At 31.7% G+C, this 20244-nt stretch carries 16 protein-coding genes and 1 pseudogene; 14 read left to right on the forward strand and 3 right to left on the reverse strand.

The features are described 5' to 3' along the window. The first annotated feature begins 2 nt into the window (after nt 1-2). From ffh to rplS, 5 genes are all read left to right on the forward strand, one after another. Complete coding sequence (gene ffh, locus CD034_RS04270; RefSeq protein WP_002448737.1) at nt 3-1373, forward strand: signal recognition particle protein; 1371 nt, start codon at nt 3-5, stop codon at nt 1371-1373. 261 nt (nt 1374-1634) lie between these two features. Then, nucleotides 1635-1910, forward strand: a complete 276-nt coding sequence (gene rpsP, locus CD034_RS04275; protein ID WP_002448807.1) for a 30S ribosomal protein S16 — start codon at nt 1635-1637, stop codon at nt 1908-1910. 131 nt (nt 1911-2041) lie between these two features. After that, nucleotides 2042-2542, forward strand: a complete 501-nt coding sequence (gene rimM / locus CD034_RS04280; RefSeq protein ID WP_049431853.1) for a ribosome maturation factor RimM — start codon at nt 2042-2044, stop codon at nt 2540-2542. Further along, complete coding sequence (gene trmD / locus CD034_RS04285) at nt 2542-3279, forward strand: tRNA (guanosine(37)-N1)-methyltransferase TrmD (RefSeq protein WP_002455428.1); 738 nt, start codon at nt 2542-2544, stop codon at nt 3277-3279. The genes rimM and trmD overlap by 1 nt, the downstream gene beginning before the upstream one ends. A gap of 104 nt (nt 3280-3383) precedes the next feature. Further along, nucleotides 3384-3734, forward strand: a complete 351-nt coding sequence (gene rplS / locus CD034_RS04290; protein ID WP_002448843.1) for a 50S ribosomal protein L19 — start codon at nt 3384-3386, stop codon at nt 3732-3734. Nucleotides 3735-3781: 47 nt separating this feature from the next. Here rplS and CD034_RS04295 read toward each other — a convergent pair. From CD034_RS04295 to CD034_RS04305, 3 genes and pseudogenes are all read right to left on the reverse strand, one after another. Beyond that, a pseudogene (locus CD034_RS04295) lies at nt 3782-4286 on the reverse strand (transposase); the annotation flags it as partial. A 390-nt stretch (nt 4287-4676) separates the two neighbouring features. Beyond that, nucleotides 4677-7301 carry a YfhO family protein gene (locus CD034_RS04300; RefSeq protein ID WP_103288161.1) on the reverse strand — a complete coding sequence of 875 codons (2625 nt, stop codon included), beginning with the start codon at nt 7299-7301 and terminating at the stop codon, nt 4677-4679. Continuing rightward, a complete protein-coding gene (locus tag CD034_RS04305) occupies nt 7291-9897 on the reverse strand; it encodes a YfhO family protein (protein ID WP_103288162.1) in 2607 nt (868 codons plus the stop codon). Before CD034_RS04305 ends, CD034_RS04300 begins: the two co-directional genes overlap by 11 nt. Before the next feature lie 255 nt (nt 9898-10152). Between CD034_RS04305 and ylqF the strand changes: the two genes are divergently transcribed. From ylqF to hslV, 9 genes are all read left to right on the forward strand, one after another. Further along, a complete protein-coding gene (ylqF, locus tag CD034_RS04310) occupies nt 10153-11037 on the forward strand; it encodes a ribosome biogenesis GTPase YlqF (protein WP_049336491.1) in 885 nt (294 codons plus the stop codon). After that, nucleotides 11021-11788, forward strand: a complete 768-nt coding sequence (gene rnhB, locus CD034_RS04315) for a ribonuclease HII (protein ID WP_002455424.1) — start codon at nt 11021-11023, stop codon at nt 11786-11788. The genes ylqF and rnhB overlap by 17 nt, the downstream gene beginning before the upstream one ends. A gap of 127 nt (nt 11789-11915) precedes the next feature. Next, nucleotides 11916-13082: an ADP-forming succinate--CoA ligase subunit beta gene (gene sucC, locus CD034_RS04320; protein WP_002448800.1), complete on the forward strand. Its 1167-nt coding sequence runs from the start codon at nt 11916-11918 to the stop codon at nt 13080-13082. 21 nt (nt 13083-13103) lie between these two features. After that, entirely contained in the window at nt 13104-14009 is a 906-nt protein-coding gene (gene sucD / locus CD034_RS04325) for a succinate--CoA ligase subunit alpha (protein ID WP_002448725.1), read from the forward strand. 257 nt (nt 14010-14266) lie between these two features. Continuing rightward, on the forward strand, nt 14267-15139 hold the full coding sequence (gene dprA / locus CD034_RS04330; RefSeq protein ID WP_002455422.1) for a DNA-processing protein DprA: 873 nt from the start codon (nt 14267-14269) through the stop codon (nt 15137-15139). A 138-nt stretch (nt 15140-15277) separates the two neighbouring features. Then, nucleotides 15278-17347, forward strand: coding sequence for a type I DNA topoisomerase (gene topA / locus CD034_RS04335; protein ID WP_049418187.1), 2070 nt, complete (start codon nt 15278-15280; stop codon nt 17345-17347). A gap of 24 nt (nt 17348-17371) precedes the next feature. Further along, nucleotides 17372-18679, forward strand: a complete 1308-nt coding sequence (gene trmFO / locus CD034_RS04340; protein WP_002448834.1) for an FADH(2)-oxidizing methylenetetrahydrofolate--tRNA-(uracil(54)-C(5))-methyltransferase TrmFO — start codon at nt 17372-17374, stop codon at nt 18677-18679. Nucleotides 18680-18784: 105 nt separating this feature from the next. Further along, entirely contained in the window at nt 18785-19678 is an 894-nt protein-coding gene (gene xerC / locus CD034_RS04345) for a tyrosine recombinase XerC (RefSeq protein ID WP_002448815.1), read from the forward strand. Beyond that, nucleotides 19679-20224, forward strand: a complete 546-nt coding sequence (gene hslV, locus CD034_RS04350; protein ID WP_002448739.1) for an ATP-dependent protease subunit HslV — start codon at nt 19679-19681, stop codon at nt 20222-20224. It abuts the gene before it with no gap. Nucleotides 20225-20244: the final 20 nt, after the last annotated feature.

Raw genomic sequence — 20244 nt, forward strand, 5'->3', positions numbered from 1 at the left:
ATATGGCATTTGAAGGATTATCCGATCGTTTACAAGCCACGATGCAAAAAATTCGCGGTAAAGGTAAAGTAACAGAAGCAGATATTAAAACAATGATGCGTGAAGTTAGATTAGCATTGTTAGAAGCCGATGTTAACTTCAAGGTAGTCAAAGACTTCGTTAAAACAGTTTCCGAACGTGCTTTGGGATCAGACGTTATGCAGTCTTTAACACCTGGACAACAAGTTATAAAAATAGTACAAGATGAATTAACACAATTAATGGGTGGAGAAAATACATCTATTAAAATGGCTAATAAGCCACCCACAGTTGTAATGATGGTTGGTTTACAAGGGGCAGGTAAAACAACTACTGCTGGTAAATTGGCATTGTTAATGCGTAAAAAATATAATAAAAAGCCAATGTTAGTAGCAGCCGACATATATCGTCCCGCTGCGATTAATCAATTACAAACAGTAGGTAAACAACTTGATGTACCTGTTTATAGTGAAGGTGATCAAGTTAAACCACAACAAATTGTAGATAACGCATTAAGATATGCTAAAGAAGAACATTTGGACTTTGTAATTATCGATACTGCGGGACGTTTACACATTGATGAAACATTAATGAATGAATTAGCTGATGTTAAAGAAATCTCAAAACCAGATGAAATTATGCTTGTTGTAGATGCGATGACAGGACAAGATGCTGTGAACGTTGCGCAATCATTTGATGAGCAATTGGATGTCACTGGTGTGACTTTAACTAAATTAGACGGAGATACTCGTGGTGGTGCGGCACTTTCTATTCGTGCAGTAACACATAAACCAATTAAATTTGTTGGTATGAGTGAAAAAATGGATGGTTTAGAATTATTCCATCCAGAGCGTATGGCATCTCGTATACTAGGTATGGGTGACGTATTAAGTCTTATCGAAAAAGCGCAACAAGATGTGGACCAAGAAAAAGCTAAAGATTTAGAAAAGAAAATGCGTGAGTCTTCATTTACATTAGATGACTTCTTAGAACAATTGGATCAAGTGAAGAATTTAGGACCACTGGATGATATTATGAAAATGATTCCAGGTATGAATAAAATGAAAGGCTTAGATAAGCTAAATATGAGTGACAAACAAATTGACCATATTAAAGCTATTATTCAATCAATGACACCTAATGAAAGACAAGATCCAGCAATTTTAAATGTTTCAAGAAAGAAACGTATAGCAAAAGGCTCAGGCCGTTCATTGCAGGAAGTGAATCGTTTAATGAAACAATTTAATGATATGAAAAAAATGATGAAACAATTTACGGGTAATGGTCGTAAAGGTAAAAAAGGTAAACGTAGCCAAATGGAAAATATGTTAAAAGGCATGAATTTACCATTCTAAAAAGTAATGAAAGCGGAATAACATCCTAAGTGTTATTCCGCTTTTTCATAAATAAGTAAAGGAACGCATGTACATTGGCACATGCATAACCAAAATGAATAAAGGTAAGATCTAGTTAAAGCTAGTACATCATCAAATCTACAATTTATTTCATAAATCTAGATTTGGTAAAGAAAAAAGTCTTTACAAAGTTGGAGGTTCCTGTTATTATTATTTCTTGTAGAAAATAAAAATTAAAAGATTTAAAGGAGAGTTTTATAAATGGCAGTTAAAATTCGCTTAACTCGTTTAGGTTCAAAAAGAAATCCATTCTATCGTATCGTTGTAGCTGATGCGCGTTCACCACGTGATGGTCGTATCATCGAACAAATCGGTACTTACAATCCAGCAAGTGTAAATGCACCAGAAGTTAAAATCGATGAAGAATTAGCTTTAAAATGGTTAAAAGACGGTGCAAAACCAACTGATACTGTTCACAATATCTTATCAAAACAAGGTATTTTAAAAACATTTGATGAACAAAAACGTTCAAAATAATTGATAATAATATCAATATCATATAATAACAGGTCTGTGGCATAAGATATGTCACAGGCTTTTATTATATTCTCACTTTATAAGAAACATGTTAATATGTATAAATAAACGATTATGTAAGGAGGATAAGGATGCAAGTAGAAGTAGGACAAATTGTAAATACACATGGGATTAAAGGAGAAGTAAAAGTAAAATCTAATTCTGATTTTACTGATACACGTTTTCAACCTGGAGAAGTCCTTATCGTGAATCACCACCATAATGAAATAGAAATGACTATTACATCATATCGTATACATAAAGGATTTCACATGCTTAAATTTGAAGGTATTAATCATATTAATGACGTCGAACAATATAAAGGAGATTACTTATTCCAAGAACGTGATCATGAGGATATTGAATTGAATGAAAACGAATTTTACTATTCTGATATTATTGGGTGTACGGTTTTTAATAATGATACACCAATTGGAAGAGTAATTAATATTTTTGAAACAGGTGCCAATGATGTATGGGTTGTTAAAGGTGACAAAGAATACCTTATTCCATATATAGCAGATGTCGTTAAAGAAGTAGATGTTGAACATAAAACAATTCGTATTACGCCAATGGAAGGATTATTAGAATAATGAAAATAGATTACCTAACATTATTTCCAGAAATGTTCGACGGCGTTCTAAATCATTCGATTTTGAAGCGTGCGCAAGATAAAAATATTATTGAAGTTAATACTGTAAACTTTAGAGACTACGCTGAAAATAAACATAATCAAGTGGATGATTATCCGTATGGTGGCGGTCAAGGAATGGTTTTAAAACCAGAACCAGTGTTTAATGCAATGAAAGATTTAAAACATACTGATAAAACGCGTGTCATTCTCATGTGTCCTCAAGGACGACCATTCTCTCAAGCAATTGCTGAAGAATTGAGTGAAGCTGAACATATTGTATTTATTTGTGGACATTACGAAGGATATGACGAAAGAATTAGAGAAAATTTAGTAACCGATGAAATTTCAATGGGGGATTATGTATTGACTGGTGGAGAATTACCAGCTATGACTATGACTGATGCTATCGTTAGATTAATTCCTGGAGTACTTGGTAATGAACAATCCCATCAAGATGATTCTTTCTCCGATGGTTTACTTGAATTCCCACAATATACGCGTCCAAGAGAATATAAAGGTATGACTGTACCTGACGTATTATTATCTGGAAATCATGCAAATATAGAAAAATGGCGACATGAACAAAAATTAATACGTACTTTGCATAAACGTCCGGACTTACTAGAAAAGTATCAATTAAGTGATAAGGATAAAGAATTTTTAGAAAGCTATAAAAACCAATTGAAAAACAACTAGGAGTATGCTAATATATATCAAGTGTGAAAAGACACTAAAAATCACTATGATCCGCTGCTATATGATTGTCTAGGCAAGAACATAGGTTGAAGGAGAGTATAAAAATGAGTAATCATAAGTTAATCGAAGCAGTTACAAAATCACAATTACGCACAGACTTACCAACTTTCCGTACTGGTGACACTTTACGTGTACACGTACGTATCGTCGAAGGTTCACGTGAACGTATCCAAGTTTTCGAAGGTGTTGTAATTAAACGCCGCGGTGGAGGAATTTCTGAAACTTTCACAGTTCGTAAAATTTCTTCAGGTGTAGGTGTTGAACGTACATTCCCATTACACACTCCAAAAATTGAAAAAATCGAAGTTAAACGTCGCGGTAAAGTACGTCGTGCTAAATTATACTACTTACGTAGTTTACGTGGTAAAGCTGCAAGAATTCAAGAAATTCGCTAATCAGTATATAGAAAACTATACTAAAAAATGGGTAAGTTAATACGCATTTAAAAAAGAATCTGGGGCATAAAATTCCAGGATAAGTAAATAAAGACAATTTCTATTGAAATAATATAGAAATTGTCTTTTTTATAATTTTTGTGATTATTTTTTGCTCGTTGAGCTGTTACTTTTCTTATATTAAGTGCCATTAGTCCAAATCCTAGTTCTCTTTAGTCTTTATTTATATCTCGAACGGACATTCGAGTGAAACTCAAAATAGTCTTTATAAATCTAAAAACAGGCGCCACATCAATTTTTCTTTGACTGTAGATGGTTTTGTTTTTGGTTTTGAAAGCTTTTTATTAATTTGCGCTTTAAAATATTCCCAATTATAATTCTTCATTATTTTTTATTTGTTTTTGAATTGAAGTTCATACATGGGTGTTTCAGAGGACATTCTGAATCATCATCACATTCATATAATTTAAAGTCTCTTTTAAAGCCATATTTATCATGGTGATAGGTATATTTTTTAAATCCTAGTCTTTGATTGTTCGGACAAATAAATTCAGTCTTAGTATTTTTTTCTACAATATCATTTACATGTCGTGAAATATCATTTATGGGAATGAGAACTGAAATTGCCATTGGTAGAGTAAGTTGAATCATATTATAATCATTATACATAAGGCACCTCGTTAATTTAGTGTAGTGATGTTTATTAAATTATACGAATATGCCTTATTTTTTAAGTATTTCAATGTAAAATTACATATAAATACAAAGTATTTTGGCAAGACTTTTAAGGGAACAAGACAAGCTGAAGACTACAGGCTGAAGCTGTCCCCCTAAGAAAGCGAGCCAACAATACCCAGTATTGTAAATAAAGAAGCCAGTAAATGAATTTATAATAAACTCATTTACTGGCTATTTTGCTAGGAATTATGACCCAGGCGCTTTTTATTTTAATTGATTTTTTCTTTTTAAATATCTGCTAAATATTATACTGCTTATTATTCCGATAACGCTCAAAATTAATAGTATATAAAAATGTGGTGGTGTATAAGATAATTCAATATGAGTATCATTTTTCTTGACTGGAATAGCTGTCATAATACCGTTAGCTTGTTTTACATCTACATCGTGTCCATTAACACGTGCATGCATACCGTTAGCATAGGCGATTGGTACCACCAAGTATCCAGAAGTTCCTTTAGGTTTAGTGAATGTATAGCCACTTCTAAATTGTGAAATAGTCACAGGTTTAAGTGATTTAGAAGCTTGTTTCAATGCATGATAATCTTCTCCATAGATACCTTTAATAGATAGTCGATAATGTCCTTTAGTAAGACGAATCTTTAATTGATCCGAAGCTTTTACTCTCATTGTTACAGGCGTAACAAAACGTCGATATTTATAACTTAGCATATTACGATTTTGAACATATTCATTTACTCCTATAGAATGCTCAATATCTGGAGCTAACAATTCTACATCCATTTCGACATACATATCTTTATATTGATTAGCTAACGTTTTAGGTAATGTCAATGTGATACCACCATTATTTTTTTCTACATTTAAATGAGTTTTATCTTTCCAAGTAGCATTATTTGTAGATTGATATGCTTTACTTAATAGGTTTTCATTTTGAGTGAAAGAAGTATTCGCTTTTATTGAATCATCATCTAATACTACACCTTGTAGCATCGCTTGCTCACGATCTAATGGCGATTTGAGATCATGTTTATTAAAAATCTTATTAGTAATATGAGTGGCTGGATAATTAATAGTATTTTCTGAATGAATTAATTTATCTGAACCATTATTGATAGTATCTACCTTTTTAAAGCCATAAGGCATATTCAGATCATTAGGATGTCGGAATCGATCTTGAACATCCCACATGGCTTCTAAATTTGCTCGATTCCCTAAGTATCGATATGTACTATTCTTATCAACAGGCATATTAATCTGCATTTCTTTATCATAGTATTTTAATATGTCACCATCAAAAATACTTGAGTAAAGTGAAATGCCATTATAATGGTAAATAAATGGTGAATTGAGTGCATAGGCTGACATATAATCGATACGATGGAAAGGATTTTTATTATCTTTTTGTTTCTTAATATTATTAATTTTTTTAGCAAGTTTATGATTATAATAACTTGAATCTGTTAATGTTTTCGTAGTCGTTGCATATGGATCAATAGTACGGGCTCGTGAATCGTGTGTCATCATAATTTGTTGTACAAAGAATAGTAATATAATAGCTATTAGTATATAAGGTTGATATAACCATTTTTTTTTCCATACTACAAAGGTTAAAACGATGATTAAAAATAATGGTACAATCATCCAATTGACATAAGCACTCGCAAATATATAGTGATATAAACCAAATATAAATACCGGAATTGCTACAAGTAAATATTGTTTTAATGTAAGTTCAGATAAATATTGAATATATAATGCAATTAAGATACTAGTTGAAATAGATAAAAAGTATACCCATCGACGTTGTGGTAATGAAAAGCCATTAAATGCACTATCAAAGTATTGTGATAACGATCCAATAAGTAAAAACCAAGTGATGATAGCAAAAATTTTATAATAGTAGTGACGATATAACTTAAACGTAAATAAACCCATTAATGCAATAATCGAAACGGTAATATAAAAACCATCAGAAAAAATATGATATTTACTTTGTGTTAAATCTGTAAACAATGTAATATTGAAGTCATCATTTTGGGCTCTATCATTGTTTAGGAATGAAGATACACCTGTATAGAATCCTAAAATACTAGATAAAAGTGCAAGTATTGCACCAATAACGAGTAAATAAAATTTTTCCCATCTTGATACGATATCACGACGATATTTAAAAATGACTCTTAATATGAAATAAATCCCTAATACAATAGCTTGGTAGTAACTGAAATAAAAATTAGAAAATAAGGTCAGCGCAACTGAAAAGATAAATAGCCCTATTCTTCTTTTTTGAAAGAAACGTTCCATTCCCCATAAAGATAAAGGTAATAAAATCAATAAGTCTCCATAAAATGACCATGTATAGTTATAGTAAAGTACAAGAGTGGATGCACCATATAAAATAGTAGCGATAAGCAATGGCGCTGTTTTCAACTTTAGCCATTTTAAATAGTAAAATACAACAATAATTGTAATAATCGTTCTAGCGTAAGCGATTATTAATTGGTTAGTTGCCCAAAAGGCGATATGACTCGTTTGCCAATGAAATAAAAAATGACTTACCCAGATTATAAAAAAATTAATCCACATTATGGGAGATAAAGAATAATAATAGGCCAACCCCTTAATGTAATCTCCACCTAATCCAAAAGATTGATCATAGGCTCCTTTGAACTTACTGTAATGTTCATATAAGTACATTTGAAATGGCATCATTTGTCTAAAACCATCTCCGGAACCACTAAATACAAATCCTTCTTTGAAATAATCTCGAATAAATGGATAATAAATTGCTAAAGAAATGATATTAGCAATTATAAATATAGATAAAAAGGTCAATAATCGATTGGACCGAATTTTATTGATCAATGTTTTTCCTCATCTTTCTCTTTTTGGTATTAACAAATCTAACAAATACAACACTTATTATTATACTGATTAGTGAGATTAAAATCATAGTATTCCAATAAGGTGGTTGATATTTAATAATAATTTTTTTGGCAGATGAATTAACAGGAACGCCTGTCATCATGTAATTAATTTTTATAGGTTTAATACGGTGTCCATTAACATACGCTTGCATACCTTCTCTATAAGGAATATTAATTGAAGCAATCCCTTTATCATGTTTAGCTAAGTTGACTTCAACGCCGTTTTTAATATCTTTATACTTGTTATTAAAATCAGCTTTTTTATGCATTTGTTTTAACATTTTGTAGTTTTCACCATTTAATTGTTGAAGGTTTAAATAAAATGTTCCTTTAGGAGATAAAGTGATATTAATGTTTCCTTTATTATCAGGTTGTGTTCGGTAAAGTTGTGTATCAATGCCAGTACGATAAGTAGAATTATTAAATAACCGGTGATTTGCATAATTATTTACAGAGACTGTGTAATTACTATCAGGATTACCACGCTTTATTTTCATCGTAACGTAAAAATCATCATACTTTTGGCGTAATGATTGAGGTAAGTGTATCGTTAATGTTCCACCTTTATCTCCAATTACTTTATAGACATTACCATTTAAATGTTTTAGATTTTTATAACTCAATGATGATTGATTTAATAAATTAGGAGCTTTAGCTTTATAACTTGTGCCTTCATTGTTTAAAATAACACCTTTTAACATTGCATGTTCTCTATCAATTGCAGTCGTCAATTTTTTACTATTGTATATAGAATCAGTTACTTTAACAGATGGTAAGTTAAGTGTATTTTCATAAATACCATATTGTCCGCTTGATTTTATTTTTTTGAAGTAGGAAGGTAAGTTATTTTGATAATTTTTTAGCATCATATAACGCACTGAAAATAGACTCGCGATATTTTGTCGTCCATTCGTTGATTGATATCTACTCAATGACTCCTCAGCTAAATTAATTTTTAAAGCATCGTAATAATAATCGAGTATATTATGATGAAAAATACTTGAATACAAACTTAACCCTTTAAAATGTTGATACATCGGTGTATTATCTTGCTCGTTGACTCTCCAATCGATACGTTCATCTTCATGCTTATTTTGATTCATTTCTTGAACAAGTGCACGTTGTAAGTCGGAACTATATAAACTGGAATTAATATAAAACGTATTTCCACGATCAGTGTGATCTTTATAGTAAATTTGATTTTTAATAAATACTATAGAGACCAAGATACTTAATAATATAATTGAAATACTATATAAATAACTTAATTTAAAGCGGTATGTACGATCTTTAATGATAAGAACCATCAGTCCAATCAAAGATACAATAGGAACTAATATGAACCATGCTAAAAATTTATGATATATCATAGCGCTTATAAATATAACTAATTCTGCAATAATATTACTTATTAGATAAGATTTTGTAGTTAGTGTTTTGAAATATTTTAAAAATAATCCGATTAATAGTGTGGAATTAAAAGCTAAAATAAAATGCCAACGCTTTTGAGGCGCTGAAAAACCATTAAATACTTGGTCGATGAAAGGTATAAAACTAAATATGATAAATACAAAGGTAAGGATAGCAAATAAACGATAATAATAATGTTTATATAATTTAAAACTTAAAAGAGCTTGAATGGTAATAAATAATAATACAATTAAATAATTATCAAAGAAAATATTTGTATTAATATCTAATTTTTCAAATGTATCAACTGCTCCAGAAAAAGGCACACGACGGTTATTTAAAAAGCTTTGAGCACCATGAAAAAAGATAAATAAACTATTGCCTAAACCTAACAGGGCACTAATGATTAAAGTTAAAAATGCTTTACTTCTTGAGAGAATATCTTTTGGGTGTCTAAATATTACACGAATCAGTATATAACCCGCACCTATTAAACAAAGATAATATGCAAAATAAAAGTTATTAATTAGTATTAAAGAAACAGTAACAATGAATAGTCCAAACTTCTGTTTTTGCAAGACTCTTTCAATAGAGAGTAGTAATAACGGCATCCAAACAAACACATCACTAAAGAAGGGCCAATACACTGTAAAGCGATAATATAAGGGTGACATAACAAATAAAAACGCTACAACTAAGCTTAACCGTTTGTTATTTGAAATGTATTTACTATATAAGTAAGTGCAATACATAGCAATCGTTGCTTTAATCATGGACATAACAAGGGCATTAATCATCCAAAATAATATATCATGCGTATGTAAAGGAATAAAAATTTTAATAAGTGCAATAAATACTACATTTATTATAAATAAAATATTTGTGGAGAAGTAGTAACTAAGATCTGTAAAGAAATCTCCACCTAATCCAAAATCGGTGGAATAAAACAAATTGCCACTACTCCATTTATCAAATAAATACATTTGAATTGGAACCATTTGTTCCATTCCATCATTTGGACCTGTAAATAAAATGCCATCGTGAATAAAACGATAAATGACATAACTATGGCCTATGATGGACAGTGCTATAAAAATTCCTAGATAAGTAAAAAATTTTTTCATATTAAACCTCTGTAGTTAGAATGTCCTATTAATAATTAAAACATGACTACATACTAAATTGTAGTGTATTAAACTTCCTAATAAAAGTATTTATATGTTTTATAAAAAATTAGAAATTTGTTTTTAATAGTAGCGATTTAATGAATATGAAATAGCATGTTAAAATATAATAGAATTGATAATAGTAGTGAAGATTTTAAATATTGATTATAATCGAACAGTTGAAATAAATTTAACGAAAGTAGGGTGAATGTCATGGTGATTCAATGGTATCCAGGGCATATGGCAAAAGCCAAAAGAGAAGTGACAGAACAACTTAAGAAAGTAGATGTGGTATTTGAACTTGTTGATGCACGTATACCGTATAGTTCAAGAAATCCAATGATTGATGATGTCATTAAACAAAAACCACGCGTAGTTATTTTAAATAAAAAAGATATGTCGAATTTAAATGAAATGCAAAAGTGGGAACATTTCTTTACTGATAAAGGTTTTTATCCTGTAGCAGTTGATGCGAAACACGGCAAAAATTTAAAAGGCGTAGAAAATGCTGCAATTGAAGCGACTAAAGAAAAGTTTGAGAAAGAAAAAGCGAAAGGACTTAAACCTAGAGCTATACGTGCCATGATTGTTGGTATACCTAATGTGGGAAAATCTACATTAATTAATAAGTTAGCTAAAAAAAACATTGCTCAAACAGGAAATAAGCCGGGAGTAACGAAACAACAACAATGGATTAAAGTAGGTAAAGCATTACAACTGCTAGATACGCCAGGTATTTTATGGCCCAAATTTGAAGATGAAACTGTAGGTAAAAAACTAAGCCTTACTGGTGCCATTAAAGATAGTATCGTGCACTTAGATGAAGTAGCAATATACGGTTTACAATTCTTAATTAAACATGATGTTGAAGGACTGAAGAATCATTACAATATTGATGTAGAAACTGATGCAGAAATTTTAGAATGGTTTGATGCTATTGGACGTCGACGTGGGTTATTACAAAAAGGAAATGAAGTTGATTACGAGGCTGTCATCGAATTGATTATTAATGATGTGCGTAATGCTAAAATTGGAACTTATTGTTTTGATATTTATTCAGAAATGAAAGGGGACTTAGATTATGCCTCAAACAATTAAAGAGATTAAAGCATTATTAGATACAATTGATTCAATTGAAGCACTTGAACAACATGAATTAATGAGTGATACAAGAAAAGGGGTACAGCAAAATATAGTACGACGTCGTAAACAGCTTTTAAAAGATCAAGAAACACAAGAACATTATCAACAAATGAATAAATATGAAAATAAAATATTAAAGGACAATCCTAATGCTTTAATATGTGGGATTGATGAAGTAGGTCGTGGTCCACTTGCTGGGCCTGTTGTAGCTTGTGCAGTCATTTTAAATAAAGAACATCAATATTTAGGATTAGATGACTCGAAGAAAGTTTCAGCAACAAAGCGAAAAATACTTAACGAACAATTGAAAGAAGGTGTTTATGACTATGCTTACGGGATAGCAAGCGCTGAAGAAATTGATGAGTTCAATATTTACAACGCAACCAAATTAGCTATGGAACGTGCTATTAATCAATTAAAACAACAACCTAATCATTTACTTATTGATGCTATGACATTGGATAATGCAATGCCTCAAACTTCTATTATTAAAGGAGATGCTAAAAGTGTTTCTATTGCTGCTGCTAGTATCATGGCAAAAGAATATAGGGATGGTTTAATGGCGGAAGTAGCACTGAAATATCCTGGTTATGATTTTGAAAAAAATGTAGGATATGGCACTAAATCACACCTTCAAGGATTAAAACAATTAGGCATAACGCCATATCATCGTAAAACGTTTGAGCCTGTTAAATCAATGATATAATTAAAATAAAATTAAAATTATTTGAATTTAAAAACTATTGCAAAAAGTATAACACTTTCAGTTTACAAAAGCGCTTACATTTTCTATAATTAAAGTGAACTTAACCTAAGAAACAGGAGGATGGAAGATGAATATCCACGAGTATCAAGGTAAAGAAATATTTCGTGCTATGGGTGTAGCCGTTCCAGAAGGACGTGTAGCATTTACTGCTGAAGAAGCGGTGGAAAAGGCAAAAGAATTAAATTCAGATGTTTATGTAGTGAAAGCACAAATTCACGCTGGGGGTAGAGGTAAAGCAGGTGGAGTTAAAATTGCTAAATCACTGTCTGAAGTTGAAACTTATGCTAATGAATTATTAGGCAAGCAATTAGTAACGCATCAAACTGGACCTGAAGGTAAAGAAGTTAAACGCTTATATATCGAAGAAGGTTGTGATATTCAAAAAGAATATTATGTAGGCTTTGTCATTGATCGTGCTACTGATCGTATTACATTGATGGCTTCTGAAGAAGGTGGAACTGAAATTGAAGAAGTTGCAGCTAAAACGCCAGAAAAAATCTTTAAAGAAACAATCGATCCAGTGATAGGGTTATCACCATTCCAAGCACGTCGTATTGCATTCAATATTAATATTCCAAAAGAATCTGTAAATAAAGCAGCAAAATTCTTACTTTCTTTATATAATGTTTTTGTTGAAAAAGATTGTTCTATTGTTGAAATTAATCCACTTGTAACAACTGGTGATGGTGATGTTTTAGCTTTAGATGCAAAATTAAATTTTGATGATAATGCATTATTCAGACATAAAGATATTTTAGAGTTACGTGATTTAGAAGAAGAAGATCCAAAAGAAATTCAAGCATCTAAATATGATTTATCATATATTGCCTTAGATGGTGACATTGGTTGTATGGTTAATGGTGCCGGATTAGCCATGGCTACAATGGATACAATTAATCATTTCGGTGGTAATCCAGCTAACTTCCTAGACGTTGGTGGCGGTGCTACAAAAGAAAAAGTAACTGAAGCATTCAAAATCATCTTGGGTGATGATAATGTAAAAGGTATTTTTGTAAATATCTTCGGTGGAATTATGAAATGTGATGTGATTGCAGAAGGTATTGTAGCAGCAGTTAAAGAAGTCGAATTAACTTTACCTTTAGTTGTTCGTTTAGAAGGTACAAATGTTAAACGTGGTAAAGAGATTTTAAATGAATCTGGTCTAGCAATTGAACCAGCAGCAACAATGGCTGAAGGTGCACAACAAATTGTTAAACTTGTTAAAGAAGCGTAAGGAAAGGATGGGAACACTAAAATGGGTGTATTTATAGATAAGAATACTAAGGTAATGGTGCAAGGTATTACAGGGTCTACTGCCCTTTTCCATACAAAACAAATGCTTGATTATGGCACACAAATTGTCGCAGGGGTAACACCAGGTAAAGGTGGACAAGTGGTTGAAGGCGTGCCAGTGTATAATACAGTAGCTGAAGCTAAAAAAGAAACAGGTGCTAACGTATCAGTAGTTTACGTACCAGCACCATTTGCTGCAGATTCAATTTTAGAAGCAGCTGATGCAGAATTAGATATGGTGATCTGTATTACTGAACATATTCCAGTTGTTGATATGATTAAAGTGAAACGTTATTTAGAGGATAGAAAAACACGTTTAGTTGGACCAAACTGTCCTGGTGTAATTACAGCAGATGAATGTAAAATTGGTATCATGCCAGGTTATATTCATAAAAAGGGACATGTAGGCGTTGTCTCTCGTTCAGGTACTTTAACATATGAAGCAGTACATCAACTAACTGAAGAAGGTATTGGTCAAACCACAGCAGTAGGTATCGGTGGGGACCCAGTTAACGGTACAAATTTTATCGATGTACTTAAAGCATTTAATGAAGATGAAGAAACAAAAGCTGTTGTTATGATTGGTGAAATCGGTGGTACTGCTGAAGAAGAAGCAGCTGAATGGGTCAAAGCAAACATGACTAAACCAGTTGTTGGTTTTGTTGGTGGACAAACAGCACCTCCAGGAAAACGTATGGGCCATGCAGGTGCAATCATCTCAGGTGGTAAAGGAACTGCTGCAGAAAAAATTAAAACGCTTAATGAATGTGGCGTTAAAACAGCAGATACACCATCAGAAATTGGTACAACACTAATTGAAGCGGCAAAAGAAGCAGGCATTTATGAAGAATTATTAACAGTGAAGTAGCAATGATGTAATTAATAATTGAATTCAAACTGTCAACAATTACTGAAATTTGTTGGCAGTTTTTCTTATATATATCGTAGACTACCAATATATTATAAATGACTGAACGCTCTATTTTTTTATGTTATGAAATCAAAAAGTATACATAATCTTTTAATATTATTACTCCTTACATTTATATTTCAAATTTGTCTTATAAATGAAATTTTACTATTAATTATTCACGGTATAATAAATTAAAAGGAGACATTTATTTCATGAATGATTTTATTTTATTAAAAATGAGATGGATAGGGTATACGACCCAACATATTCATCATTTACTCAATGTATTTCCAAAATTTTTCAATGTTAATGAACATGTTCAATTTGAAATGATTAATGAATGGGAATCTCTATATTTAAAAAAGAAGCGTTTTACTCAATTAGAAGAGATTTCTTACGATTACATTCAAACTCAACTTTCTAGATCTCAGGTTAACTATGTTACTTCATTTTCTTCTCAATATCCTCCATTGCTTAAAACTATTTACGACTATCCTTTTATATTATTTTATCGTGGAAATATACATTTATTATCATCTACATATACTTTAGGTGTTGTAGGTTCACGTGAGGCCACACATTATTCTAAGTGTGCACTAGATTATCTATTTCCTCACTTTATAAATATTCCACTAACGATTGTATCCGGTTTAGCGAAAGGTGCTGATAGCATAGCTCATCAATTCGCATTAAAACATCATCTCCCAACTATTGCAGTTCTAGGTTTTGGTCATTTAAATCACTATCCAAAGGAAACCCGAAAGTTACGTAATATAATTGAAGAAACTGGTTTAGTCATAAGTGAATATCCTCCTTTAACAAAAATAAACAAATATCAATTCCCTGAAAGAAATCGTCTGATAAGCGGGTTGTCTCGTGGTGTATTAATTACTGAAGCTAAAATTAAAAGTGGTAGTCAAATTACAATAGATTGTGCTTTAGATCAAAATAGAAATGTTTATGTATTACCTGGATCAATGTTTAACCCTTTGACAAAAGGAAATTTATTACGTGCTCAAGAAGGTGCAATGATTGTTTCAGAAGCAGAAGATATATTATATGATTATCGTTTTTTAAACAATTAAATATATATATAATTAATTATGAAAATTCAAAGGATAGTTCATAAAAAAATATCTATATTGGATTAAAATATTGACAAAAACAAAATTAACCGTTTATCATTTATCTTTAGTAATTGAAAAAGCAAGGGGGAATTCACTTTGGCAGATAATTTAGTCATCGTTGAGTCGCCTGCAAAAGCGAAAACCATTGAAAAATATTTAGGTAAACGATATAAAGTTATTGCTTCTATGGGACACGTACGTGATTTACCAAGAAGTCAAATGGGTGTAGACGTAGAAGATAACTATGAACCAAAATATATAACTATTCGAGGGAAAGGTCCTGTTGTTAAAGATTTAAAAAAATATGCGAAAAAAGCTAAAAAAGTTTTCTTAGCTAGTGACCCTGACCGCGAAGGTGAAGCGATTGCTTGGCATTTATCAAAAATTTTAGAACTTGAAGAATCAAAAGAAAACAGAGTAGTATTTAATGAAATCACTAAGGATGCAGTAAAAGAAAGTTTTAAACATCCTCGTGGTATTGAAATGAATTTAGTTGATGCACAACAAGCGCGTCGTATTTTAGATAGACTTGTAGGTTATAATATTTCTCCAGTACTATGGAAGAAAGTAAAAAAAGGATTGTCAGCTGGTCGAGTACAATCAGTTGCTTTAAGATTAGTCATTGACCGTGAAAATGAAATCCGTAATTTTAAACCAGAAGAATATTGGTCAATTGAAGGAGAATTTAGATATAAAAAATCGAAGTTCACTGCTAAATTCTTACATTATAAAAACAAACCATATAAATTAAAAACAAAAAAAGATGTTGAAAAAATTACATCCGAATTAAATGGTGATGCATTTGAAATCACTAATGTAAATAAAAAAGAAAAAACAAGATACCCGGCAAATCCATTTACAACGTCTACGTTACAACAAGAAGCAGCACGTAAACTTAATTTTAAAGCACGTAAGACTATGATGTTAGCACAGCAATTATATGAAGGTATCGATTTGAAACGACAAGGCACAGTTGGATTAATCACATATATGAGAACGGATTCAACACGAATCTCACAAACTGCTAAAGATGAAGCAAAATCATATATTGAAGAGAAGTATGGTACTGAGTATACTTCAAACCGTAAAACAAAAGGTAAACAAGGGGATCAAGATGCCCATGAAGCTATTCGTCCAACAAGTACATTACGTACACCAGATGAAATGAAAGCTTATTTAACACGTGATCAACATCGCTTGTATAAATTAATTTGGGAACGTTTTGTAGCAAGTCAAATGGCTCCTGCAATTTTAGATACTGTGGCTTTAGATGTAACACAAAATGACATTAAATTTAGAGCAAATGGACAAACAATCAAATTTAAAGGCTTTATGACATTATATGTTGAAGCAAAAGATGACAAAGATAATGATAAAGAAAATAAATTGCCAAAATTAAATCAAGGTGATAAAGTAACTGCAACACAAATTGAACCGGCACAACATTTCACTCAACCACCTCCAAGATACACAGAGGCACGATTAGTTAAGACATTAGAAGAATTAAAAATTGGTAGACCTTCAACATATGCTCCAACGATTGACACAATTCAAAAACGTAATTATGTTAAACTTGAAAGTAAACGTTTTGTACCAACTGAACTAGGAGAAATCGTGTATGAGCAAGTGAAGGATTACTTCCCAGAAATTATTGATGTTGAATTTACAGTTAATATGGAAACCTTGCTCGATAAAATTGCAGAAGGTGATATCGGTTGGAGAAAAGTTATCGATAATTTCTATGGTAGTTTTAAATTAGATGTTGCGCGCGCAGAGGAAGAAATGGAAAAAGTTGAAATTAAAGATGAACCAGCCGGCGAAGATTGCGAAGTATGTGGAGCCCCTATGGTAATAAAAATGGGACGTTATGGTAAATTTATGGCGTGCTCGAATTTCCCAGATTGTCGAAATACAAAAGCTATTGTTAAAACTATTGGTGTCACTTGTCCAAAATGCAAAGATGGCGATGTAGTTGAGAGAAAATCCAAGAAAAATAGACTATTTTATGGTTGTTCGAATTATCCAGAGTGTGACTTTATTTCTTGGGATAAACCAATAGGAAGAGATTGTCCAAAATGTAATCATTACTTGATGGAACATAAAAAAGGACGTAGTTCTCAAGTGATTTGTTCTAATTGTGATTATAAAGAAGAAGTACAAAAATAGAATTTTTATTAAAGGAGAATGTATATGAGTCAAACTGTTAATGTTATAGGCGCAGGATTAGCTGGTTCAGAAGCAGCTTATCAATTAGCAGAACGTGGTATTAAAGTGAATTTAATCGAAATGCGTCCTGTTAAACAAACGCCTGCCCATCATACAGATAAATTTGCTGAGTTAGTATGTTCTAATTCACTACGTGGTAACGCATTAACAAATGGTGTAGGTGTGCTTAAAGAAGAAATGCGACGTTTAGATTCATTAATCATCGCAGCAGCTGATAAAGCCAGAGTTCCAGCTGGTGGTGCATTAGCAGTAGATAGACATGACTTTGCTGGTTATATTACAGATACATTGAAAAATCATCCTAATGTAACTGTTTTGAATAAAGAAATTCACAGTATTCCAGAAGGACATACAATCATTGCAACAGGACCGTTAACAACTGAAAATTTAGCTAAAGAAATTGTAGAAATTACAGGTAAAGATCAACTATATTTTTACGATGCAGCAGCTCCAATCATTGAAAAAGATTCAATTGATATGGATAAAGTCTATTTGAAATCACGCTATGATAAAGGTGAAGCAGCATATTTAAACTGCCCTATGACTGAAGAAGAATTCAATCGTTTTTATGATGCGGTATTAGAAGCTGAAGTTGCACCGGTAAATGAATTTGAAAAAGAAAAATATTTTGAAGGATGTATGCCATTTGAAGTGATGGCTGGTAGAGGTCGTAAAACATTACTATTTGGTCCAATGAAACCTGTAGGATTAGAAGACCCTAAAACTGGTAAACGTCCATATGCAGTAGTGCAATTACGTCAAGATGACGCGGCTGGTACGCTTTATAATATTGTTGGATTCCAAACACATTTAAAATGGGGCGCTCAAAAAGAAGTCATTCAATTAATTCCAGGTTTAGAAAATGTTGATATTGTGAGATATGGTGTGATGCATAGAAATACCTTCATCAATTCACCTGATGTTTTAAATGAAAAATATGAATTAATTAATAATGATAGAATTCAATTTGCAGGACAAATGACAGGTGTGGAAGGATATGTTGAAAGTGCAGCAAGTGGCCTTGTAGCAGGTATCAATTTAGCGCATAAGTTACTTGGGAAAGGAGAAGTGATTTTCCCAAGAGAAACAATGATAGGGAGTATGGCTTATTATATTTCTCATGCTAAAAATGAAAAAAACTTCCAACCGATGAATGCTAACTTTGGTTTATTGCCATCACTTGATCGCCGCATTAAAGATAAAAAAGAACGTTATGAAGCACAAGCATATCGTGCTCTAGACTATCTAGAAAATTTCAAAAAAACGTTATAGATTTAAATTATTCATAAATTCTCAAAAGATTTTGAATTCTATAGCTAATTATTTTAGTCCCCCTCAGTTTATATGCTACAATGCATATGATGGAGGGGATTTTTAGTGGAAGAAATCCAAAAGAAATTTTTGAATATGCTTAAAGTTGAAAGAAATTTCTCCGACCATACATTAAAAGCGTATCATGACGATTTAGCTCAATTTAATCAGTTTTTAGAACAAGAACTGTTAAATTTAAGAACGTTTGAATATAAAGATGCAAGAAATTATCTAAGTTATTTATATTCCAATAATTTGAAACGTACTACTGTATCAAGAAAAATATCAACATTAAGAACATTTTATGAGTTTTGGATGACTCAAGATACATCAGTAAATAATCCTTTTATACAACTTGTACATCCTAAGAAAGAGCAATATCTTCCTCAATTTTTTTATGAAGAAGAGATGGAAGCATTATTTAATACTGTTTCAAACGATGCAAAAAAAGGATTAAGAGATAGAGTAGTAATTGAATTATTATATGCAACAGGCATTCGTGTTTCAGAACTTGTGAATATAAAGGTTATGGATTTAGATATGAATCTTCCAGGGGTAAAGGTATTGGGTAAAGGAAATAAAGAACGATTTGTGCCTTTTGGAGAGTTTTGTAGACAAAGTATTGAACAATATTTAGAAAAATTCAAACCACTTAAAAGTAAAAGTCATCCTTATTTAATTGTTAATATGAAAGGTGATCCTATTACTGAGAGAGGTGTTAGATATCTTCTCAATGATGTAGTTGAACGTACAGCGGGGGTAACAGAAATTCATCCTCATAAATTAAGACATACATTTGCTACACATTTATTGAATCAAGGTGCAGACCTAAGAACAGTTCAATCTTTATTAGGACACGTTAACCTTTCTACAACTGGTAAGTATACACATGTATCAAATCAACAATTGCGCAAAGTGTATTTAAGTGCACACCCTCGAGCAAAAAAGGAGAGTAAATAAATGAGTAAGACATCATTACATGCTACAACGATATATGCTGTAAGACACAATGGAGAAGCGGCAATGGCTGGAGACGGCCAAGTTACACTTGGTGAACAAGTAATTATGAAGCAAACAGCTAGAAAAGTAAGACGCTTATACGAAGGTAAAGTGTTAGCAGGATTTGCAGGAAGCGTAGCCGATGCATTTACATTATTTGAAAAATTTGAAACTAAATTACAACAATTTAGCGGTAATTTAGAACGCGCTGCTGTAGAACTTGCTCAAGAATGGCGTGGAGATAAGCAATTACGTCAACTGGAAGCCATGCTTATCGTAATGGATAAAGATGGTATTTTAGTGGTAAGTGGTACAGGTGAAGTCATTGCGCCTGACGATGATTTAATCGCTATTGGTTCAGGAGGAAACTACGCATTAAGTGCAGGAAGAGCGCTTAAACGTCATGCTTCACATATGACTGCGAAAGAAATGGCATATGAAAGCTTAAAAGTCGCTTCAGATATTTGTGTATTTACAAATGATAATATTATTGTTGAGACTTTATAAATAACATATATAAACAAAAC

This window comes from Staphylococcus hominis subsp. hominis, from assembly GCF_002901845.1.
Lineage (GTDB): Bacteria > Bacillota > Bacilli > Staphylococcales > Staphylococcaceae > Staphylococcus > Staphylococcus hominis.